A 19,657-nucleotide genomic window follows, 5' to 3' on the forward strand; every position below is an offset into this window, starting at 1 on the left:
TGGGCTTCAAGGGCGTTGCGGTTGTGCAGGCGGGTAACAAAATCGTGGGTGGCGAGGTAATTGAGGCGGTCTTGCATGTAGCGCCGCTCGTTGATTTCCTCGCGCAGCTGGCGGTTGGCGATAGTGAGTTCGGCCGTGCGTTCGCGCACCTTACCTTCCAGCTCACGGTTGAACGATTTCAACTCCGCAAGCATAGCCTGCCGCTCAAGTTGATGGCGCACACGCGAGCGCACTTCATCGGCATTAATCGGTTTGGTGATGTAATCCGCTCCACCAACGCGGAAGCCCTGGCTGATATCGTCGGCGCGGGCAGTAACAAAAATAATCGGGATTTCGGTGGTGGCCAGTTCAGCCTTAAGGCGGGTACAAACTTCAAAGCCGTTCATGTCCGGCATCATGACATCAAGCAAGATCAAATCCGGTAGACGCCGTGTAGCCAACTCCAACGCGCGCTCACCCGAGGTCGCCACCATCAATTGGCAATCCAAATCCTCCAGAATGCCACTGAGGACATCCAGATTTTCGGGGGTATCATCAACCAACAAAATGCGCGTCGAACTCGGCATAACCATTTAATCCCTGACTGTCGTTGTCATCGGATAATAGCAGATGGAAAAAGAATAGCTACGCGCCGTTTATGAAGATTTGTTAGGGTAATTCTTGTGCAAAGGGATTGGTGTTCTAAGCATCCAATTCTGCGGCAGGTATTAATGGCTGGGTGACGCCTCACCATCACCAAATGTTTCAATTATGCGTTCGCGCTCTTCTTTTTGTAGCGCATCGATACGAGTGTCGAGAATTAATTCGAGATTATCCAATTGGGTCGTTCCCAAAATGCAGCTGGCGACTGCCGGATTTTGCAACACGTACGCAAACGCAGTCTGCGCGGGGGCTTGCGAGTGAATACGGGCAATTGTGTTGCGCATTGCCGCTGCACCCAACATTAATTTTCGGCTGGACGGTTTAAAAAGTGCACGTGCGAGATACCAAATATCTGCAGTGCGCTTCAGCTGCAACATGCGATTTGTAGACAAATGCCCTTGCGCCAGCACTGTTCCTGCAAGGACACCAATGCCGGCATCGTGCATTGCGCTTATCACTGGCTCGCGATCTTGCTGTAATGCGCTGTAATCAATTAACGCGACATCAAACAGGCCGGGGTGCTTGGCAAGGTGTTGCATAGTTGAGCGCGAATGGGTGTTGATCCCCAAAAAACGAAACATGCCCGCGCGCCGCATTTGCTCAAGCGCGGTAAATAATTCATCGGTAAGTTGATGCTCACCAATTCCATGCAACTGGAAAATATCCAGATAATCGCAATGCAGATTGCGCAATGATTGTGCGCAACACTGCTCGATGTGTGCGGGGGAAAAATCACGTGCTTCGCCGTGAATACCGGCTTGTCCGGTCACTGTACCGGCTTTGCTGGAGATGATGAGGTTTTCGCGTGGCCACTGGCTGAATGCGCGCTGCAGGATGCGCCCCAGCCTGGGTTCAGCATGATAGCCAGAATAATTAATACCGGTATCGAAAAAATTGACGCCACGCTCCAAGGCGCGGCGCACAATTTTCTCTGCCTCAACTTCGGGAAAGCGGCGATTACCCCAAAAACCGGAGCATCCCAAACCTATGTGGGAAACCGCCAATCCGGTGCGACCGAGTTGCCTGCGAGGCACAGCATCACTCATGCTTATCCCGTTAAAACTTGTTCGGCAGGTTAATGATTATTTACGAAATAACAGCGCCGCAATGCCCACAACAGCCAGTGCAATGGTTGAGGGAGAGATATCAGACAGTGCCACATTTTCTACCAGCATCGGAGCTAAATCTTGCCAGAGAAAATATCCGGCAGCCGCAAAGGCGAGCAATGCAATCGCCGTACGGCGTTTTTGTTGCTGCTCATTTGCATTGCGTTTGGCAATGTCATTCGACAGTTGTTCCATGCGCTCAGAAATTTGCGGCAATTGTTGCAGGCTGTTGAAAACCAGATCCGGTACTTGTGGGAATTTTTCCATCCACTCGGGTGCGTAGCGTTTCAGCTCGCCCCACAGGGTTTTGGGATGGAAACGGTTTTTAAGCCAGCGCTCCAGAAACGGATGCGCAGTTACCCATAAATCCAGATCGGGATAAAGTTGGCGACCAAGGCCTTCAATATTGAGCAGGGTTTTCTGCAGCAACACCAACTGTGGCTGCACTTCCATATCAAAGCGGCGCGCGGTGCGGAACAAACTCAGCAGCACATTAGCGAAGGAAATTTCTTTGAGCGGCTTTTCGAAAATCGGCTCGCACACAGTGCGGATTGCCGCTTCCAATTCTTCTACGCGAACAGTCGCTGGCACCCAGCCGCTTTGCACATGCAGCTCGGCTACCTGGCGATAATCGCGGCGGAACATAGCGAGCAGGTTACGCGCTAAATAATATTGGTCTTCGCGCGTGAGCGATCCGACAATCGCCATATCGACGGCAATGTATTGCGGCAGTTGCGGATTTTTTGTGGCGACAAAAATATTGCCGGGATGCATATCAGCGTGGAAAAAATTGTGCTCAAACACCTGGGTGAAAAAAATCTCTACGCCGCGTTCGGCGAGTTTTTTCATATCGGTTTGTTGCGCGCTGAGTGCAGCCACATCGGTCACCGGAATACCGTAGATGCGTTCCATCACCAGCACATTGCTGCGCGTGTAATCCCAGTAAACCTCCGGCACATAGAGCAACGGCGAGTTTAAAAAGTTGCGGCGCAATTGCGAGCCGTTGGCGGCTTCGCGCTGTAAATCCAGCTCATCGAAAATGGTAGTGCGGTAATCCTGCACAATCTCAACTGGATGCAGACGCTTGCCATCGAGCGTATTTTTTTCGACCCAACGCGCAACCAGTAATAACAACTGCACATCTTTGGCGATAATTTTTTCAATGCCGGGGCGAACCACTTTAATAACCACATCGCGACCGTCTTTAAGCACCGCAGTGTGCACTTGCGCTACCGATGCTGATGCAAGTGGCGATGCTTCGTAGCTGGCAAAAACATCACTGACTTTTGCACCCAGTGATGTTTCAACGATGCGCTGGAATTCGTCGTTGGGAAAAGGTGCAACGTTATCTTGTAAGTGATTCAGCTCACGCACTATATCGTCTGGTACCAGATCCGGACGGGTCGATAGCAACTGGCCGAATTTTACAAAGATCGGCCCCAGATCTTCACAGGCGCGACGCAGACATTCGCCGCGCGCCATTTTTTCGCCACTGGCTGTACGCGGTTGAGGAAATAGCTTGAAGAAAAATAATGCAGCGCGCGCGGCAAAGGGCAGGCCTTCGGGCAGCAATTTATCCAGACGGTAACGGGCGAAAACGCGCAGGATTGTTAGTAAACGAAAAAACACCATCACGGATTTGACTTCTCTTTCATAATTTTTTCGACACGCGCAGCGGCGCGATCCACTGCCAAACGCAGGTTATCTACCTGTTGGTAAAAATCATTGAGCTCGGCTTTGCCCGGCACAGTTTTTAATTCTTCGGTGAGGAATTCGCTGGTGAGGCGCTGGCCGTTTTTAGCGCGGTCTTTTGCCCAGCTTAATTTTGCGCGGATCAATTGTGCGGTTTGGTGGCCGATAATATCGCCGGTAAATTGGCTGAGCATTTCTTCCCAATCGATATCGAGATTTTTAACCAGCCGCTGCATATCGGCGAGCAGCGCCAAATCGCCCAGCACCGTTACACCGCTGTCTTTCAGATTGTGGATTTCTGTTTGCGACAATTGCGCAAGTGCAAGCAGCGAGCCGCTGATGCGGGTGTCCACATCGCCGTCCCAATTGCTCATCAAACGCAGTTCATCATCCATCGGCATCATAAAAATGTTGATGCCGGGCGTGGTGATATGCAGGGCGATAATTTTGCCGTCCAACTGCGCAAAGCCGATGCGCGTGGCAGGATCATAACGCAGCGCGGCGTTAATCATTTTTTCCGCGCTGGCGAGCGCAGCGATAGTGAACGTGTTGGCCATCAGGGTTTGATGCCTTTGTGTAGCGCAACAATACCGCCGGTCATATTGTGGAATTCAGTGCGCACAAAACCGGCGTTATCCATCATCTCTTTCAGCGTTTGCTGATCCGGATGCATACGGATGGATTCGGCGAGGTAGCGATAACTTTCCGCATCGTTGGTGACCAACTTGCCCATAAACGGCAGCACTTTGAATGAATAGGTGTCGTAAACCTTGCTGAGAATTTCGCTTTGCGGTTTGGAGAATTCCAGCACCAGCAAACGCCCGCCCGGTTTTAATACGCGCTGCATCGAACGCAGGGCCATGTCTTTGTCGGTGACATTGCGCAGGCCGAAAGCGATGGTAATGCAATCGAAGGTGTTATCAGGGAACGGTAGGAATTGCGCATCGCATTGGGCGAAATTGATATTGCCGGCGATACCGCGATCAGTGAGACGGTCGCGACCTACACCGAGCATAGAGGCGTTGATATCGGCCAACACCACTTGCCCATTGGCGCCGACCAACTTGGCGAATTGATAACTCAGGTCGCCGGTGCCGCCGGCGATATCCAGCACTTTATGACCGGCGCGTACGCCTGAGGCCTCGATAGTAAAGCGCTTCCACAGGCGATGGATGCCGCCCGACATCAAGTCGTTCATCACGTCATATTTGGCAGCGACCGAGTGGAATACTTCGGCAACGCGGTCGGCTTTTTCATCGACCGGAACTTCCTTAAAGCCAAAGTGGGTGGTTTTTTTATCGCTCATAGTGGAATCCAAAGGCAGGCAACCCAAGCGGGCAGGGTGGCGGCATTGTACTGGCATTGCGAGGCCATTGCACAGCCGCAGATCAAGATGAAGGCCAGAGCGGCTGCAGCAAATTTAGATAGTTTTTCGGCGGGCATTGCGTAAAATCCTCGCCCTGAATGCAATCCATCCTCTATTACAGCGCCCCGCGGAAGGAAAAACTTATGCGCGCCCTCGGCTTGATCATTTTCGTGTTGTTGGCGAATTCCAGCGTCGCCAATGAACTCAAACCCTTTACTACCGATGGTTGCTCGCTATGGATGGACGGCACCCTGGAACAACCCAATCTCTGGCGTCACTGCTGTGTCGCCCACGATCTCGACTACTGGCAAGGTGGCAGCGAGGACAAGCGCAAACAATCGGATGAGCGGATTCTCGCCTGTGTCAAAGCGGCGCAGGGTCCGGGCATGGCCAACTATATGTATTCGAATGTGCGCTGGGGCGGCAGCCCTTATTGGATGAACCATTATCGCTGGGGTTATGGCTGGAGTTATTTTGATGGAATCTGGCCGCGCGGCTATAAAGAGCCAACCGCGGAAGAGCAGCAGCAAATCGATAAGCTGATGCCGCAAGCGCTGCAATTAATGGCCGATGACAAGCTGGTTAATCCTGCTCGCCCTACCACCTCTACCAGCATGTCCAGCAGCAGTTCTGCGCAGGCAGTTTCATCCGCCAGATAGTGTCGCTAACAGTTACACGCCCCATACCGCTGTGCAGCAACGCACAAATAATAATCGCCCGGAGTGTTTGAATACACAGGTGCCGGGCGCACCTCCCCGGTAATCCATCTGCCAATTACCGGGGAATTCCCCCCAAGGAATTAACTATGCATAAGATCCATCACTGGGCTGTGCGTTGTTTGGCCGCCTCATCCCTTGCCATTGCACTGCCTGCATCGGCCTACCTGCAATTTACCTACACCAGCCAGCCATTGCCGCTCACGTCTTATTTGATCGAAGGCTATCCACAGGACATCAATGAAGTACCACTGCCACCGCCCGCCTTCAGCATCTCATTTAGTGCGCAGGAACCAGATGCTGCCCGCAGCGCAGCAAATGCCTACTTCGCTAAAGATCTGACCTTTTCGCTGATTTCACCCGATGCCGAGTACATCAACTATCCAATCCTGCTTGACCCTGCCTCTTATGGCCAAGTCACCCTCGGTGCAGATGGCGCCGTAGCTGGCTGGGACTTAATGCTCCAGATCACCGAATTGATTACGCCGGAGACGGATCTACTCTTTCATAAGATGAACGATCATCACGTCAATGTTGTCTCCAATAGTGAGCGCGGCGATCAGGTAGTGAATCGCTTCCATCCCATCACCTGGCATGGTGAGTGGATACAGCTGGCACAGCTTGAGTTCACCTTTGCCGATATGAAAAACCGCGGTAGCTGGACAGTCGAAAAAGTGGAGCTGCCCGAGCCGGGACTAGCATGGCTTTTGGCGACAGGCCTGACAGCGCTGCTCTGGTCGCGCCGGAGGCACAAAAGCGTGTTTGGCCGAGAAAAAATATGTTTGAAATCTGCCAACTAGATTACAATCGCGCTCCCGGTCACCAGGCCGGGAGCAGTTTTGTTGTAACAGCGCCTGGCTATTCTTGGCTTGCCCTTCAGGTTCGCCAGCCAGACGATTCCACCACCCAGAGGCGGTCACGTCGGCAAGTGTTAACTCCAGCCAACTATATATTGGAGACCCCATGAAATTTCGTTTTCCCATCGTCATCATTGATGAAGACTTTCGCTCCGAGAACACCTCGGGTTTAGGCATACGCGCCCTTGCGGACGCTATTGAAAAAGAAAGCTGGGAGGTAGTTGGTGTAACCAGCTACGGTGACCTGTCGCAGTTCGCGCAGCAGCAATCGCGCGCGTCTGCGTTTATTTTGTCAATCGACGACGAAGAGTTCGGCAGCGGCTCGCTTGAAGAGACCGATAACGCGCTCAAATCCCTGCGTGCGTTTGTAGAAGAAATTCGCTACAAAAACGCCGACATCCCGATTTATTTGTACGGTGAAACCCGCACCTCGCGCCATATCCCTAACGATATCCTGCGCGAACTGCACGGCTTCATCCACATGTTTGAAGACACTCCGGAATTTGTGGCGCGCCACATTATCCGCGAAGCCAAATCTTACCTTGACGGTTTGGCTCCACCGTTTTTCCGCGCGCTGGTGCACTACGCGCAGGACGGCTCCTATTCCTGGCACTGCCCCGGCCACTCCGGCGGCGTGGCCTTTTTGAAATCGCCAATCGGCCAAATGTTCCACCAATTTTTTGGTGAAAACATGCTGCGCGCCGATGTGTGTAACGCGGTAGAAGAACTCGGCCAATTGCTCGACCACACCGGCCCTATAGCCGCGTCCGAGCGCAATGCCGCGCGCATCTTTAATGCTGACCACTGCTACTTCGTTACCAACGGCACCTCCACATCGAACAAAATGGTGTGGCACTCAACCGTTGCTCCGGGCGATATCGTGGTCGTTGACCGCAACTGCCACAAGTCGATCCTGCACTCGATCATTATGTGCGGCGCGATCCCGGTATTCCTGATGCCGACGCGCAACAACCTCGGTATTATCGGCCCAATTCCGCTGGAAGAATTTACGCCCGAAAGTATCGCGCGCAAAATCGAAGCGAATCCATTTGCGCGTGAAGCGAAAAACAAAAAGCCGCGCATCTTGACGATTACCCAATCGACTTACGACGGTGTTATCTACAACGTAGAAACATTGAAAACCATGCTCGACGGTAAAATCGATACGCTGCATTTCGATGAAGCCTGGTTGCCGCACGCCACCTTCCACGAGTTCTACAAAGACATGCACGCGATTGGCAAAGATCGCCCGCGCGCCAAAGAGTCGATGATTTTCTCTACGCAATCCACGCACAAATTGCTCGCTGGTTTATCGCAAGCATCGCAAGTGTTGGTGCGCGAATCTGAAAAAGTAAAACTGGATCAGGACGCCTTCAACGAAGCCTATCTGATGCACACCTCTACCTCGCCGCAATACTCAATTATTGCTTCGTGCGATATCGCAGCGGCAATGATGGAAGCACCCGGCGGCCATGCATTGGTAGAAGAATCTATTTTTGAAGCGCTCGATTTCCGTCGCGCGATGAAAAAAGTGGACGAAGAGTGGGGCCAGGATTGGTGGTTCCAAGTGTGGGGCCCGGAAGAATTTGCGGAAGAAGGTGTGGGCACTCGCGACGACTGGATTCTGCGCAGCGACGACAACTGGCATGGCTTCGGCAAACTCGCGCCGAATTTCAACATGCTCGATCCGATCAAAGCGACCATCGTTAACCCGGGCCTGCGTGTGAATGGCCAGTTTGACGAAACCGGTATTCCAGCATCGATCGTAACCAAATATTTGGCCGAGAACGGCGTAATTATCGAGAAGTGTGGTCTTTACTCGTTCTTTATCATGTTCACCATCGGCATCACCAAAGGCCGCTGGAATACCTTGGTAGCCGCACTGCAACAATTTAAAGACGATTACGACAAGAACCAACCCATGTGGCGAATCATGCCGGAATTTGCACAAGCAAATCCGCGCTATGAGCGTATGGGCCTGCGCGATCTTTGCCAGCAAATCCACGATTTCTACAAAGCCTACGACGTTGCACGCCTGACGACAGAAATGTACTTGTCCGATATGCAACCGGCGATGAAACCGTCCGATGCGTTTGCAAAAATGGCGCACCGCGAAATCGAACGCGTACCAATTAACGAATTGGAAGGTCGTATCACCTCGATTTTGTTAACGCCCTATCCACCGGGAATCCCGCTCTTGATTCCGGGCGAGCGCTTTAACAAAACCATCGTGGACTACCTGAAGTTTGCGCGCGATTTCAACGAGCGCTTCCCCGGCTTCGAGACCGATGTACACGGTCTGGTGAAACGCGAAGTAGACGGCAAAAAAGATTATTTTGTCGATTGCGTAAAGCAATAAAGCTCGCATTCATAAAGCTGGTGCTATAAATAACAAGCCATCCTGCACAACAGGGTGGCTTTTTTTATGTCACCTACTTTCTGTACCATAGCGGCTTGGCTGTAATTGAAATGGAGCATCAATGCAAACCACCACTTATATAATGTTTTTTCTACTGACTTTTTTCGCTGCCAACTCGCACGCAGAAATTTACAAATACAAAGATAAAAACGGCAAATGGCAATACACCGATAAGAAGCCTAAGGATGTAGAACCCGATGTGGTTAATTACAAAAGCCAGGAAAAGGAAAAAGCTGGCCTCATATTCGCCGTAGTAGAAAGCAATGGCCTGAATAAATTACAAGTGACCAATCCCTTCTTTGCGCCTGTCGAGCTATTGGTTAAATCACCGCAGTTCAAAAATGGACGTAAAAGAATTGTGGTCGCAGCTCGCGCCAAACTCGGCATCCTCAAAACAGCGGAAAATATCGCCGAGTATAATTATTGGTGGTATCTGGGTGACCCCAAAGCCAATCCCGATCAACAGTTGTATCACTGGCCGGTAGATTCCCGCTCGTGTCCACGCATTACGCAAGGTTTTAACGGCAAGTTTTCGCATACTAAAGAACACTCGCAATATGCAGTCGATATTGCACTCTCAGTCGGAACACCGATTGTTGCCGCCCGCAAAGGTGTAGTGGTACGAGTAAAGGACGATTACCACATGGGTGGCGTTAACGATTTTTTTCTGGATAAGGGCAATTATGTCAGTATCCTGCATGAAGACGGCACCTTCGCGCTCTATGCACATATATTGCTGGGTACTGCTGCAGTCAAGCCGGGCGATAAAGTCGATGTAGGCACTGTGTTGGCAAAATCCGGCTCGTCCGGTTTTTCATCCGGACCACATCTGCATTTTGTGGTCTACAAAAACAAAGGCTTCGCCCAGGCATCGATTCCGTTTCAATTTATCGGGCAAAGTGGCAAGTCTTTTACTCCGGAAGCGGGAACGCGATTGTGTAGCGGATAAAATTCTTTACACCGGTCACAGGCGGTAAAACCCAAAGCAATTAAGATTCACCTTCAGTAAAACGATCAAACAGGGAAATATTATGCGTGCTCATTGGTATTCATGGTGTGTTATTGCGCTGCTGGGTGTTTTGCTCAGTGCTTGTGATAAATCGGCAGAGGAATCAAAACCGGCGGATGACGCGGTAGAGGTTCCGTCGGGATGGGAGGCGCATATTGCGGATTATCCCAAACGCTGGATTGCCGCTGAGGCACCGCTGTACATTCGCTTCACCCATCCGGTGGTGACCGAAGCACAAGTGAATACCGCGTTCGATAAAAAATTGGTTTCGCTCGACACCAAAATACCGGTGAACATCACGTTTATTTCAACCACCGAATTGCGTATCCAACCCGCCGAGCGCTTGCCGAATGATACTGCTATCCATGTGCGCCTGAGCCCGAAAGGATTGGAGGGAATCGAACAATCACTCGATGATTTTGAATTTGATGTACGCACCATCAAACAGGATTTTGATTTGCGTGTGAACAGCTTAAGCGCAGAAGAAAATGACGAGGAGCTTATGCGCCTCAGTGGTGTTATCACCACCGCCGATACCGTTGCACTGGATGATGTGAAGAAAATTCTGCGCGTGACTGTCAATGACCAACCCGTTGATGTGATCTGGACCCAGGAAACTGATGCAAAGACCAACACTTTTTTAATTACCGGCATTATGCGCGGCGAGACTGCCGGAAAAATCCATTTGGAGTGGGACGGCGCATCCATTGGCTCTAGCGATAAAGGCGCGCGCGATCTGGAAATTCCTGCGCAAAAAGAATTCCAGATTACCGGTGTGCAAGTTATCCGCTCCCCCAATACCGCTATTGAAATCCAATTTTCAGAAGCTCTGAATCGCAACCAAAACCTGAGCGGTTTAATTAGTGTGGGCGGCAAAACCGTCAATGCCGTGATTGATGGCAGCGTGATTCGCTACACACCGGATCAAGCCTTGACCGGCGAAGTAGAGCTGATTGTAAACAGCGCCGTCAGTAGCAATAAACAAAAAGCTCTGGGCAGTGAGTATCGCCAGCAATTGGTATTGCAGTTGGTAAAACCATTGGTGCGTTTTGTTGGCAAAACTTCCATCCTGCCACCCGCCAGCCAAATTTCTGTACCCTTTGAAGCGGCCGGTGTTGATTCAGTACAAGTCATCGCCTTTAAAGTATTTGCCAACAATATCGGCCAATATTTGCAGGACTATCAACTCACTGCTGCATACGCCGCTACTGATACCGGCCGTTATTTATGGCGCAAAACCTATCGCTTGCCGGAAATTCCACGCACGGGCGTGCAGCGTTTTAATCTCGACCTCAGTGAATTAATGGCGCAACACCCGGATGGATTAATCCGCCTGGAATTGCGCATTGATCGCAGCAATTCTGTTTACAGTTGTGAACAACAACGTCCAAGCGAGCCGGTTGCAAAAATGCCGGAAGATTCCGACGGTGAAGGCTATTATGAGCGCGAACAGGAACCAGCCTGGTATCAACAATATTACCAATCGGGCGGTTACTACAATTACAGCGAGCGCAATAACCCTTGCGACGATACTTATTATTACTACGGCGATGAAATTGCATCAGCGCGCAATTTTATTGTGTCCAATATTGGTTTGATGGCAAAACGCGGCGACGGCAATCAACTGCATGTTATCAGTACTGAATTAAATTCAGCGAAGCCATTGCAAGGCACCAATATCACCGCCTACAACTTCCAGCGTCAGCCAATCGGCAACGGCACTACCGATAGCTACGGCATGCTGCAAATGACTACCGACGGCATTCCGTTTTATCTTGAAGCAAAACACGATAAACAAGTTGGCTACTTGCGCGTGCGCACCAATGAAGCTTTACCCACCAACCAATTTGATGTGAGCGGTGAGCATATCAAGGGCGGATTAAAAGGTTTTATTTACGGCGAGCGCGATGTATGGCGTCCGGGCGATGATATTTTCCTCACCTTTGTGTTGGAAGATAAAACCCAGCAGCTACCTGCTAACCATCCGGTCACACTCGATCTATTTGATCCGAGCGGCAAAAAAGTGCTCAGTCAAACTAACGTGCAACCAGTAAATGATTTTTATACTTTTAATTTAAAAACCGATGAAACTACACCGACCGGAAATTATCGCGCGGTAGTGCATGTGGGCAACCGTTACTTCGACCAAATTTTAAAAATCGAAATGGTGGTACCTAACCGTATCAAGGTGGATTTAACACCGGCGGAAACGCCGCTGCGCGTTGGCAATATGCCTACGCAGGTGCAATTGTTTGCGCAGTGGTTGCAAGGCGCAACCGCAAAAAATCTCAAAGCAGATTCCGAATTAAAACTCAGCACGCGCAAATCCACCTTCGCCGGATTCGAACAATTTGTATTTGATGATCCGGTGCGCAGCTTCTCCGGTAGCACGCAAAAAGTATTTGATGGCAATCTGGATGAAAAAGGCAACGCGAGCTTCCCGGTCAATGTGAGTTTGTCGTCACCACCGCCAGGGAAACTCACTGCATCTTTTAACACGCGCGTATTTGAAGAGAGCGGTAATTTCAGCACGATTTTGCGCCCCTATGAATTACTGCCGTTTGATAATTGGGTCGGCATTAATATCCCCAAAGGCCAGGGTTATATGGATGCGATTGGCCGCGATGAAGACCATCCGGTGATTATCCAAACGCTGAATGCAGCGGGTAAAGCTGAGCCAAACCGTCATGTTGAAATCAATGTGTACGAAATCGGTTGGCGTTGGTGGTGGGATGAAGAAGATGAAAATCTGGCAGAGTATTTTAATAACTCCACTCGCCGTGCGGTTTATACCGATACGTTAGTGAGCGATGCCAATGGCCGTATTAATTGGAAACTGGAAAAAAATAAATACGATTGGGGCCGTCATATTATTCGCGTGTGCGATACCGATGCCGGTGAAGCAGGCCACTGTTCTGGTGAGGTAGTGTATTTAGGTTGGAGTTACGACTCATCAGCCAGCGCCGATTCTGCAACGCAATTAATGCTCTCTACCGATAAAGAAAAATACAACGTAGGTGATGTTGCCAAAGTTCGCCTGCCAAAAGCGCGCGAAGGCCGCATTTTGCTCAGCATTGAAAATGGCAGTCAGATATTGGAGTCGCGTTGGCTGGATTTAAAACCCGGTCAAACTGAAATAGAAATTCCTGTCACCCAAGCGATGGCACCAAATGTCTACGCCAACATCGCACTCTTGTTACCGCACCAGGAACGTGTTGCCGACGCGCCAATGCGTTTATACGGCATAGTGCCGCTGTTGGTGGAAGATCCGGCAACGCGTTTGCAACCACAATTGGATGTGCCGGAAAAAGTGCGCCCGGAAACAGAATTCACCATTAAAGTCAGCGAGCAAAATAAACGCTCAATGACTTATACCTTGGCGATGGTTGATGAAGGCCTGCTCGGCCTCACCAATTTCCATGCACCCGATGCGCACAATTATTTTTATAAACGCGAAGCATTAGGCGTGCGCACCTGGGATTTGTTTGATCAAGTTGTCGGTGGTTACGGCGCATCACTTGAACGGGTATTGGCAATCGGTGGTTCCGATGCCGCACTTGAAGCTGAGCGCAAACGCCGCGAACGTCGCTTTCCGCCAGTAGTGAAATTCCTCGGCGCGTTTGAATTAAAAGCGGGTGAGACACGCGAACATAAAATTACCCTGCCACCTTATATGGGCGCTGTGCGGGTAATGCTGGTCAGCGGCGACACAGCCAACGGCAAGAAAAAAGATGATGCCATTAGCGCTTACGGTAGCATTGAAAAAACTGTCACTGTGACTCAGCCTGTCACACTGTTTGCCACACTGCCGCGCGTGCTTGGCCCGGGTGAATCGGTAAACTTGCCGGTGAATGTATTTGTCAGCGAAGCCAATATCAAGAAGGTGGATATTACCGTCGAAGCTAACGAAATATTTACCATTGAAACTGGCACTGCATCGCTTAACTTTTCTGAACCGGACGATGCCATCGCCAGTTTAAAACTGAAAGTGAATGATCGTATTGGCAAAGGCCATGTAAAAATTACGGCGCGCTCCGGCAACGAATCAGCGACGCAAGAAATTTACATCGACTCGCGCGCGGCTAACCCGCCGAGCACTGTGTGGGAAAGCAAATTATTGCAACCGGGCGAAACCTGGCAATCACCGCTGCAAGTCAACGGCATGGTCGGTACTAATCAAGCAAGCCTTGAAGTCAGCACTTTACCGCCACTGAATTTGGAAGAGCGCTTGGAGTATTTAATCGGCTATCCACACGGCTGCATTGAACAAACCACCTCGGCGGTATTCCCACAATTGCGTTTGGCGAAATTGATAAACCTGAGCGATGCGCAAAAATCCGAAATTGAAGATAACATCAATGCCGGTGTAAAACGCCTTGCCAGTTTCCAACACGCGAGCGGTGGCTTCTCTTATTGGCCGGGCGATGGTTACGTCAATGAATGGGCATCAAGTTATGCCGGGCATTTCTTACTGGAGGCGAAACGCGCGGGTTACTCAGTGCCAAAAAGTTTGCTCGACAACTGGGTGAAATACCAATCCAGTGCGGCGCGCAATCCGCAAATCAACGGCAACTATTACGATGAAATGGTTTTGTCCTATCGCCTGTACACACTTGCACTAGCGGATAAAGCAGAATTGCCCGCGATGAACCGTTTGCGCGAAAAATTTAAAACCAATTTGGATAATAGCCAGCGAGATTACCGCATGCCTGCACGCTGGTTATTGGCGATGGCATATCAACACGTGGGATTAAAAGATGCCGCGCAAGATGTGTTGGGTCCAGTATCCAATAATGTTCCGGCATACAAAGATGCGGGTTACACCTACGGCTCGGATATGCGCGACCGCGGTTTATTGCTCGCAACACTGGTGAGTTTGGACACAAACAAAGATCTTAGTTGGCAAGTTGCCGAACAGGTCGCGAAAGATTTATCCAGCGGCTCCTGGTATTCCACGCAGAGTATCGCCTGGGCATTACTGGCGATGAGTGATTTCTCTGCAGCAAATACTGGCAGCGACGGAATTAAATTTTCCTACCAACAAAAAGGCGAGAAGAATTGGATTACCCAAAGTAGCGACAAAACCTTCTTCCGCGCAGCCATCAATGATCCACAAGTCAGTGTGCGCAACGATCACGATAAACCTGTGCGTGTGTTAGTCAGCAATCGCGGCATTCCTGCTAACTTGCATGAAGCACCAAGCCACGACGGCCTTGCAATGGATGTGAATTTTTTAACGCTGGATAACAAACCACTCAGCGTTGAAAATTTACCACAAGGACAGGATTTTGTTGCCGAGGTCACTATTTCGGGTGAGTTCGATAAATTGCTCACCAGCAATATCGAAAACATTGCGCTCACCGCTGTAGTCCCTAGCGGCTGGCAAATCCGCAACGAACGCCTTGAAGGTGCGCAAATGCCTAAAGGCATCGACTACATGGATATCCGCGACGACCGCGTACTCGCCTACTTCAGTTTGTGGCGCGACTACTACTGGAACTATCGCTATCAAGACCGCAACCAAACTAGCGTAACCCTGCGCATTATTCTAAACGCGAGCTACGCCGGTAAATTCTATCTACCAGGCTGGCAAACCAGCGCCATGTACAATGAAAAAATACATGCGAAGAGCCAGGGATATTGGGTGGAGGTTGGGGCGAAATAGAGCATGCAAGTTTAAAAAATCACTCTTTAAAATTTTAAGATAATCTTTTAAAGAGTGAACTGAAAATAATGTTGGGGTTCGTTCCTCACCACCAATCTACGAAGCACCCTGTAGGTTGGTGGTGAGCTTGCGAACCTCAACAGTTGTTGCCAATCAACAAATTAAAATCCTTCAAACCCCGTATTTCGTTAGCCTCCATACGGGCTACGCTGAAAATATTATTCCTTCCGCTGCCCTCCGCACAGATTTTAGGCGCCAGTTTGTTTATGATGGCTGCCTGCTTAACGTGCTTCTGTTTAACTGCGTGTATACGGACGTTGTGAATGCATTACCTCTCGCCGGAATTCGGCCTTACCTTTGTTGCGTTTTTGTGGCTCTACTGGTGGGCGGGATCGGCCTATGGGGTGCGGGCGCAGAATTTGTTGTTGCTGGTGGCGAGTTATCTTTTTTATTGCAGCTTTGACTGGCGCTTTGCGCTTTTGCTGCTGAATTTTTCGCTGGTGATTTTAGCGCTTGCGCAGGCGGTGCATGGGCATAACGGCGCACGGCGGCGTTGGCCGATGGTGTTGGGCGTAGTGCTTGCGCTGGTTAACCTTGGGATTTTCAAGTACTACAATTTTTTCCGCGAAGAAGCCTTGGCGTTACTGACACCGTTTTTTAATGGTGCGAGTTTGCCAGTGTTGGAATTTGTATTACCTGTTGGGATTTCGTTTTACACATTCCAGGGCCTCGCCTATTTAATCAGCGTCGGACGCGGTGAATGTAAACCGGCAAAATTGTTCGATGGTTTATTGCATCTCTCTTTTTTCCCGACCTTATTAGCTGGCCCGATTTGCCGGCCGAACGAATTACTGACGCAAATCCAATCGCCGGAAGAACGAAAAATCGGTGCGCCGGAAGTAGCGATTTTATTACTCATCTCAGCGCTGATAAAAAAAGTCTGGCTCTCGGCTTGGCTTGCCGAAGAATGGGTTAATCCGGTATTTGCGAACCCCGATGGTTACCATGCATTGGAATTGCTGTGCGGTTTGATGGCTTACGCCTGGCAATTGTTTTTTGATTTCTCGGGCTACACCGATGTAGTCACAGCGCTTGCACTATTGCTCGGTTTTAGTTTGCCGGTGAATTTCCGCCAACCTTATCTCGCCACCAGTTTGAGTGATTTTTGGCGGCGCTGGCATATTACTTTGTCGCGCTGGATTCGCGATTATGTGTACATCACTCTCGGCGGTAATCGCGGTAGTTGGGGGCGCACACAAACCAATTTATTGATCGCCATGACGCTCTCGGGTTTTTGGCACGGCGCAAGCGCGACCTTTGTAGTTTGGGGTTTGTGGCACGGCTTGGGTTTGATCGCGCAAAATACCTGGCAGAAAGTAACCGAACTGAAATTGCCGGATGCTATTACGCAGTGGCTTACGTTTATTTTTGTCTGCTTTGGTTGGTTATTATTTCGCGCGGAAGATTGGGATGCGGTAACCACTTACACCGCCGGCTTTTTGCGTTGGGACACATTGCCAAGTTTAAATTGGTTGGGATTATTGGCGGCGATGGTGGTGTTTTTTACCCTCGCGCGCCGTGCTGAACCTATGATGGAAAAATCGGCCGCGCTACTGCGCGTGTTGCCTTGGTGGGGACAAAGCCTGGTGCTGGTGATAGCCGCGCTGCTGATTATGGAATTAGCACCGGCGGGCATGCCAGGTTTTATCTATTTTGGTTTTTGATGCTATGGCTGATACTGACGAGATGGAATCGCAACATCACAAAGCCTTACTCGCGATCACTTTCGCCAGCTTGTTGCTGGTGGCAGTGAAGGGCAGCGCTTTGCTGCAATACTGGCAACAGACGCATCATATTTTATTGGAGTTCGGCAGCCTGCCGAGTACCAGTTCGTTTATCCCCGGGCAGCCTATTTTCCGCGAATGGGAACAACGCCTGGATGGCATCATTGCCGATAGCAAACACCGTATGTTGCTCGCCGGACAATTATTGGTGGCGGGCGACAATGCACTGCCGCGTGTGGAAGTGCCGGTAATCAAAACAGCCCAATGTCCGGCAATAGCAACTAACAACAACGTTTGCCCCGAACCTGTAGCTACCACGACTAAACCGGCCGTTGTATCGACTGTATCAACGCCTACGCCGACCACTGCAACTATCAACAACATGCAAGTCTCATCCGTAGGAACGCACTCAGAAATTGCTCCTGTCGAAACATCTGAACAACTTGAGTCTTTACCTGAAGCGACACCTGAAGCTATCGCAGCTGCACAAGGGCCAATAATCCTCTCTACCGGCGAGCGCATATTGTTGATTGGTGATTCATTGATGCAAGGGCTGGCGCCGCATTTGGTCACCGGTCTCAAGCGCAAATTCCATGTTGAATCCATGGATCTGAGCAAGCACAGTACCGGCCTGACTTACCCGGCGTTCTTTGATTGGCCATCGACGGTGGAAGATGCATTTGAGCTGGAAGATTACGCAGTGGTGATTGTTTTCCTCGGCGCGAATGACCCTTGGGACATGACTATCCACGGTGAATATTTGCGCTTCGGCTCCGAGAAATGGACTGCGATTTACCGCGAGCGCGTTGCGCGGATTATCAAAACCGCAGCGGAACACCGCGCCCGCTTGATCTGGTTAGGCGCGCCGCCAATGGGACGCGATGACTTGCTCGGCAAAGTGCCGACCCTCAACACCATCTACGCCGAAGAAACGGCGAAATATCCGCTCTTCGCCCGTTTCGTTTCCACCGATCCAACATTGACGGCGGATGGCAGCAGCTTTACCAAATTCCTGGAGTTGCCCGAGCGTGGCAGCGTGATGGTGCGTACCGATGACGGCGTGCACTTCACTACCCAGGGGCATCGCCTACTGGCAAGCCTCGCACTGACACAATTCGGCGCACCACCCCCACCTGAACCCGAACCTGAAATCGCCCCGACCGAGAGCAAGATTACCCAACGATGAGATATTTGAAACTGAGCCTGTGGCTCATTTGCCTGCTTAAATCCACACCGCTATTCGCGGGCTCCGAGCCCATCCCGATCCTCAATTATGGCGACCCCAAAGCTGCCGTTCTCTGGCAAGCCTTTCAACAAATTGAAAACGGTGCGCGCACTGAACCGCTGCGCATTATGCAGCTGGGCGATTCCCATACCGGCGGCGATTACTTCACCGGCCAATTGCGTCAACGCTTGCAAAACCAATACGGCAATGCCGGTATCGGCTGGTTAACGCCGGGCTACATCACCAACCAGCGCTCGCATCAGGTATTGCTGCGCGGTGGCAACGGCTGGAAGTTAAGCGATGCCAAGCAAAACAAACACACCGGCATATTTCCTTTGGGCGGTTTTATCAATACCGCCACCGGCAACTCGATCCTTGAAATCAAAGCCAAAGAAGCACCCGCAGCCGGACAGTGGCGTTTAGGTATTTGGCAGCAACCGCGCCCGACTCCCTGGAGCCTCGCACTACCCGGCGGCAAGTTGCATAAATTAACTGTGCAAGGCAGCAGCGCCTCGGCCTGGCGATTGAGTACACAGGAACTGTCGGCTGCTAACGTGAATGGTTTGAAATTGCTGGCACCTGCGGGCGGACAATTGGGCGGCGTGGTATTGGACCGTATGGTGCCGGGCATTACGCTCGATGCACTGGGCAACAACGGTTCTGTCGCCAATGTAATTAACCGCTGGAACAGCACCAGCCTGCGCGAGCAATTGCAGTGGCGCAATCCGCAATTGATTATCCTCGCCTACGGCACCAACGAGGCGTTTAGCCCGGATCTAGTACCCGAAACTTACGAAGCGGAATTGCGCCAGGCAATCCGCAATTTGCGCGCTGCTGCACCCGAGGCGGCGATATTGTTGATCGGCGCACCCAGCTCGGCTAAATCGCGCGCGCCCCACGTGAAAGATCGCTGCAAAATTCCACTGCCACCGAGCTTGGTAAAAGTGCAAAACAGCCAGCGTCGTATCGCGCGGCAAGAGCAAACTTTGTATTGGGATTGGGCGGCGATGATGGGCGGGAATTGCGGTGCGCAATTTTGGTTGAAGCAGCATGTGCCGTTAATGCGCCCCGACCTCGTGCATATGAGCGCGGAAGGTTATGCGGCCAGCGCCGATGCACTTTATATCGCGCTGCTGGATCAAATCGATAAAGCGAACAACCCCTAATTCGCGCAAG

The 19,657-nt window shown here is 50.9% G+C and carries 13 protein-coding genes; 8 read left to right on the forward strand and 5 right to left on the reverse strand.

Annotation, left to right across the window (positions count from 1 at the left end; translation table 11 throughout):
* The 5 genes from AAGC78_RS15845 to ubiE form a co-directional block, all read right to left on the reverse strand.
* Window positions 1–566, reverse strand: a 566-nt coding sequence (locus AAGC78_RS15845) for a response regulator (RefSeq protein ID WP_435785073.1), incomplete at its 3' end; no start/stop codon positions are given.
* A gap of 141 nt (window positions 567–707) precedes the next feature.
* Entirely contained in the window at window positions 708–1,688 is a 981-nt protein-coding gene (locus AAGC78_RS15850; protein ID WP_435785074.1) for an aldo/keto reductase, read from the reverse strand.
* A 36-nt stretch (window positions 1,689–1,724) separates the two neighbouring features.
* Window positions 1,725–3,380 (reverse strand): ubiquinone biosynthesis regulatory protein kinase UbiB, encoded by a 1,656-nt coding sequence (gene ubiB / locus AAGC78_RS15855; RefSeq protein ID WP_435785120.1) that lies wholly within the window; start codon window positions 3,378–3,380, stop codon window positions 1,725–1,727.
* Window positions 3,380–3,997, reverse strand: coding sequence for a ubiquinone biosynthesis accessory factor UbiJ (locus AAGC78_RS15860; protein ID WP_435785075.1), 618 nt, complete (start codon window positions 3,995–3,997; stop codon window positions 3,380–3,382). The genes ubiB and AAGC78_RS15860 overlap by 1 nt, the downstream gene beginning before the upstream one ends.
* Complete coding sequence (gene ubiE, locus AAGC78_RS15865) at window positions 3,997–4,746, reverse strand: bifunctional demethylmenaquinone methyltransferase/2-methoxy-6-polyprenyl-1,4-benzoquinol methylase UbiE (RefSeq protein WP_435785076.1); 750 nt, start codon at window positions 4,744–4,746, stop codon at window positions 3,997–3,999. The genes AAGC78_RS15860 and ubiE overlap by 1 nt, the downstream gene beginning before the upstream one ends.
* 203 nt (window positions 4,747–4,949) lie before the next feature.
* Here ubiE and AAGC78_RS15870 point away from each other — a divergent pair, with 203 nt between their 5' ends.
* From AAGC78_RS15870 to AAGC78_RS15905, 8 genes are all read left to right on the forward strand, one after another.
* Entirely contained in the window at window positions 4,950–5,465 is a 516-nt protein-coding gene (locus tag AAGC78_RS15870) for a helicase (protein WP_435785077.1), read from the forward strand.
* 146 nt (window positions 5,466–5,611) lie between these two features.
* Window positions 5,612–6,322: a hypothetical protein gene (locus AAGC78_RS15875; protein WP_435785078.1), complete on the forward strand. Its 711-nt coding sequence runs from the start codon at window positions 5,612–5,614 to the stop codon at window positions 6,320–6,322.
* A 163-nt stretch (window positions 6,323–6,485) separates the two neighbouring features.
* A complete protein-coding gene (locus AAGC78_RS15880; RefSeq protein WP_435785079.1) occupies window positions 6,486–8,738 on the forward strand; it encodes an Orn/Lys/Arg decarboxylase N-terminal domain-containing protein in 2,253 nt (750 codons plus the stop codon).
* 121 nt (window positions 8,739–8,859) lie between these two features.
* A complete protein-coding gene (locus AAGC78_RS15885) occupies window positions 8,860–9,747 on the forward strand; it encodes a peptidoglycan DD-metalloendopeptidase family protein (protein ID WP_435785080.1) in 888 nt (295 codons plus the stop codon).
* A gap of 82 nt (window positions 9,748–9,829) precedes the next feature.
* Window positions 9,830–15,472, forward strand: coding sequence for an alpha-2-macroglobulin family protein (locus AAGC78_RS15890; protein WP_435785081.1), 5,643 nt, complete (start codon window positions 9,830–9,832; stop codon window positions 15,470–15,472).
* 323 nt (window positions 15,473–15,795) lie between these two features.
* Complete coding sequence (locus AAGC78_RS15895) at window positions 15,796–17,196, forward strand: MBOAT family O-acyltransferase (RefSeq protein WP_435785082.1); 1,401 nt, start codon at window positions 15,796–15,798, stop codon at window positions 17,194–17,196.
* A 4-nt stretch (window positions 17,197–17,200) separates the two neighbouring features.
* Window positions 17,201–18,442: an SGNH/GDSL hydrolase family protein gene (locus AAGC78_RS15900; RefSeq protein WP_435785083.1), complete on the forward strand. Its 1,242-nt coding sequence runs from the start codon at window positions 17,201–17,203 to the stop codon at window positions 18,440–18,442.
* Window positions 18,439–19,647, forward strand: a complete 1,209-nt coding sequence (locus AAGC78_RS15905) for a GDSL-type esterase/lipase family protein (RefSeq protein WP_435785084.1) — start codon at window positions 18,439–18,441, stop codon at window positions 19,645–19,647. The genes AAGC78_RS15900 and AAGC78_RS15905 overlap by 4 nt, the downstream gene beginning before the upstream one ends.
* The last annotated feature ends 10 nt before the right edge of the window (window positions 19,648–19,657 follow it).

Origin of the sequence: Cellvibrio sp., from assembly GCF_039207905.1 — a bacterium.
Lineage (GTDB): Bacteria > Pseudomonadota > Gammaproteobacteria > Pseudomonadales > Cellvibrionaceae > Cellvibrio.